Below are 2641 nucleotides of genomic sequence, written 5' to 3'. Positions count from 1 at the left end.
CGACGCGGCCCCCAGCACGTGCAGGAACTCGCGCTTGGAAAGGTTCATTCCGGACATCAGCGGTTGACGGGCGAGGCCGGATCCAGCAGCAGCGCCATGATGTGGCGGATCTGTTCCTCGGTGAGGTTGCCCATGTGGCCGGAGCGCGGCATGTTGGAGCAGGCGTTGTAGGCCTTGGCGTTCCAGATCTTGCCCCAGGTGTATTCCACGATCGGGCGGGCCGCGGGGCTGGCCGGGTCGCTCACTCCGCGCAGCTTGCCGTAGTTGTGCAGGCTCGGGCCGATGGTGCCGAAGGAGATCTCCTCCCTGGCGATCTGGTGGCAGTTGTAGCAGTTGCCGCCGTTGGCCTGGTCGGGCTTGTCGGTCCAGGTCTGGCCGCGGCCGCTCTGCGCGATCTGCTCGCCCTTCTTCCAGTCGCCGAGGAAGCGGCCGTCGCTCGGCCACTTCACGGTCTTGAGGTTGTCCTGCTCGATCCGCTTGGCCACCGCGGGCTCGAGCGGACGGCCGGCGGCATCGGCGGCGCTGCACAGGCGCAGCGTTTCGTCGATGGCGGTCACGCGCTCGACTTTCGCGATGCCCTGGGTGCGGAAGGCGGTGCGCGCCATGCGCTCGGCGAGCGCGTCGTAATCGGCGCCGCCGCGCGGGGCGGCGCAGCCCGCGGCCAGGGCGGCGACGGCCAGCGCCTGAAGGAGGGTGCTGTTCTTCATGGAGGACTCCTCAGCGCTTGATCGTCGGGGCGGCCGACTTCGCGCCCTTGGCGTTGACGCCCAGGTAGGTGGAGATCGCGGCCAGCGCGTCGCTGCCGAACTCGGGATAGGGGAAGCGCTGCTGGCGCAGGCAGTCGTTCAGGCGCAGCTGCATGCCCCACATCTGCCCGTTGGAGACGCGGTAGGCGGGCCAGGCGGCGAAGCCGATGCCGTCGCCCGGGTTCTTCGTGAGGTTGGGCAGGTCCTGCAGGCGGATGCGCTTGCCGTCCTCGCCGTGGCAGGAGGCGCAGGAGAAGTCGTGCGTGCCCCCGCGCAGGAAGAACAGGCGCTTGCCGGCCTCGTAGAAGCTGCGCTCCATCGGGTGCGCCTGCGGCAGGTCGAAGGCCAGGCCCTTGGATTCCGCCGCGATCCAGGTGGCCAGCGCCGTGACGTTGGCCATCTCGCCCTTGCCGAAGGCGGTCTTGCGGATCTCCGCGCCGTCCAGGCCCTGCAGGCGCTCCATGCAGGTGACCAGGCGGGTCTCCAGGTCCTGCACCTGGCCGGTGTCCGCGAAATACCGCGGCAGCTCCACGAAGGCGCCCTTGACGACGCCCGGGCCCTTGCCGAGGTCGCAGGCTTCCAGCGACGCGTTCTTCGGCCCGCGCTTCTTCTTCCACAGGTCTTCGCCCTTGGCCTCGAACAGTTCGGCCGGGTTGCCGTCGGCGAGCATCGCCCGGTATTCGTCGATGGCCTGCGAGGCGCTCTTCTGCGCCGCCGCGCCGGCGGCGACGCCGGCGAGCACGAAGGCGGCCAGCCATTGCTTGCTGCGCATGGGGGTGTCTCCGTCGGGTGCGGTCAGCTGACCGCCGCTTCGTCGGTGCGGGTGTCGCCGCGGTTGTCCTTCCAGGTGATCGCCACCTTGTCGCCGGCCTTGGCGCCCTTGATGGTGAACTGCAGGAAGGGGTTCTTGGCGACGGCGGGGCCCCATTCGGCGGCCAGCACCTGCTTGCCGTTGTGGGTGGCGCTGACTTCGGTGATGTGCCAGGCGGGGATCACCTTGCCGCTGCTGTCCTTGCGCTGGCCGGTCTCCATCTCGTGGCTCATGAGGACGCGCACGACGGCATTGCCGCCGGACGCCTGGGCGCGGATGCGCATCGGGTCTGCCATGATCGTTCTGCTCCTGTTGCTTTGCGGGTTCGAAGGCGGGGCGGCTGTCAGCCGCCGCAGCCGCCCAGCGTGACCTTGACTTCCTTCTTCGCGTAGAAGGCCTTGCCGTCGGCGGTGATCGCCACGGCGTACACGTCGGAGGTCTGGCCCATCTTGGCGCGGGTGGAGAAGCTCGGCTCCACCGCGTCGCTCACGTCGAACTTGGCCACCAGGGCGCTCGGGTTCTTCTCCACCAGCACCAGCAGGTGCTTCACGCCCGCGAGCGTGGTGGCCGCGGCCATCGGCACCACGGCGCCGTTCTCCGCGATGTCGGGCGCGGTGAGCGCCACGTCCTTGCTTTCCACCGGGGCGGCGCCGCCGTAGGCCTTGACGGCGTCGGCGACGCTCTTGGCATCGAACGCGTTCTTGTTGAACGCGAACGCGTGCTGCGGGAACAGCCCGGTGGCGGCGAGCAGCCCGGCCACCGCCATGGACTGCTTCAGGGCTTCACGTCGAGTCTGCATGAGACATGCTCTCCTTGGTTGATCGTCGAAAAGGGTTCAGGGCGCGGCGCCGGCGGCCAGCCAGTCGGCGATGCGGCCGGCCTCCTCCGCGCTGATGGATTGCGGCGGCATGGGGACGTTGCCCCAGTTGCCGCTGCCGCCGCTGCGGATGCGGCCGGCGAGGTAGTCGCCCTTGCCGGCGTGCTTCTTCGCCACCTCCGCCCAGCTCGGCCCCACGACCTTGCGGTCGGCAGCGTGGCAGGCGGTGCAGCTGTTCTTCTGCAGCAGGTCGGCCGGCATGCGGCC

At 69.7% G+C, this 2641-nt stretch carries 5 protein-coding genes; all 5 read right to left on the bottom strand.

The genetic code is table 11. The features are described from left to right. Positions 1-56: 56 nt before the first annotated feature. A complete protein-coding gene (gene soxX, locus VFM98_RS19225; protein WP_325111506.1) occupies positions 57-707 on the bottom strand; it encodes a sulfur oxidation c-type cytochrome SoxX in 651 nt (216 codons plus the stop codon). 10 nt (positions 708-717) lie between these two features. Beyond that, positions 718-1518, bottom strand: coding sequence for a sulfur oxidation c-type cytochrome SoxA (soxA, locus tag VFM98_RS19220; RefSeq protein ID WP_325111505.1), 801 nt, complete (start codon positions 1516-1518; stop codon positions 718-720). Between the two features lie 23 nt (positions 1519-1541). Next, on the bottom strand, positions 1542-1853 hold the full coding sequence (gene soxZ, locus VFM98_RS19215; RefSeq protein WP_325111504.1) for a thiosulfate oxidation carrier complex protein SoxZ: 312 nt from the start codon (positions 1851-1853) through the stop codon (positions 1542-1544). Between the two features lie 47 nt (positions 1854-1900). Beyond that, positions 1901-2356: a thiosulfate oxidation carrier protein SoxY gene (gene soxY / locus VFM98_RS19210; protein WP_325111503.1), complete on the bottom strand. Its 456-nt coding sequence runs from the start codon at positions 2354-2356 to the stop codon at positions 1901-1903. 36 nt (positions 2357-2392) lie between these two features. Next, the coding region (locus VFM98_RS19205; RefSeq protein ID WP_325111502.1) for a c-type cytochrome at positions 2393-2641 on the bottom strand (249 nt) is incomplete at its 5' end.

Origin of the sequence: Ramlibacter sp., from assembly GCF_035706265.1 — a bacterium.
Lineage (GTDB): Bacteria > Pseudomonadota > Gammaproteobacteria > Burkholderiales > Burkholderiaceae_C > Ramlibacter.
Note: the sequence above shows the minus strand (reverse complement) of the source record. Positions and strands in the feature narration are given on the sequence as shown.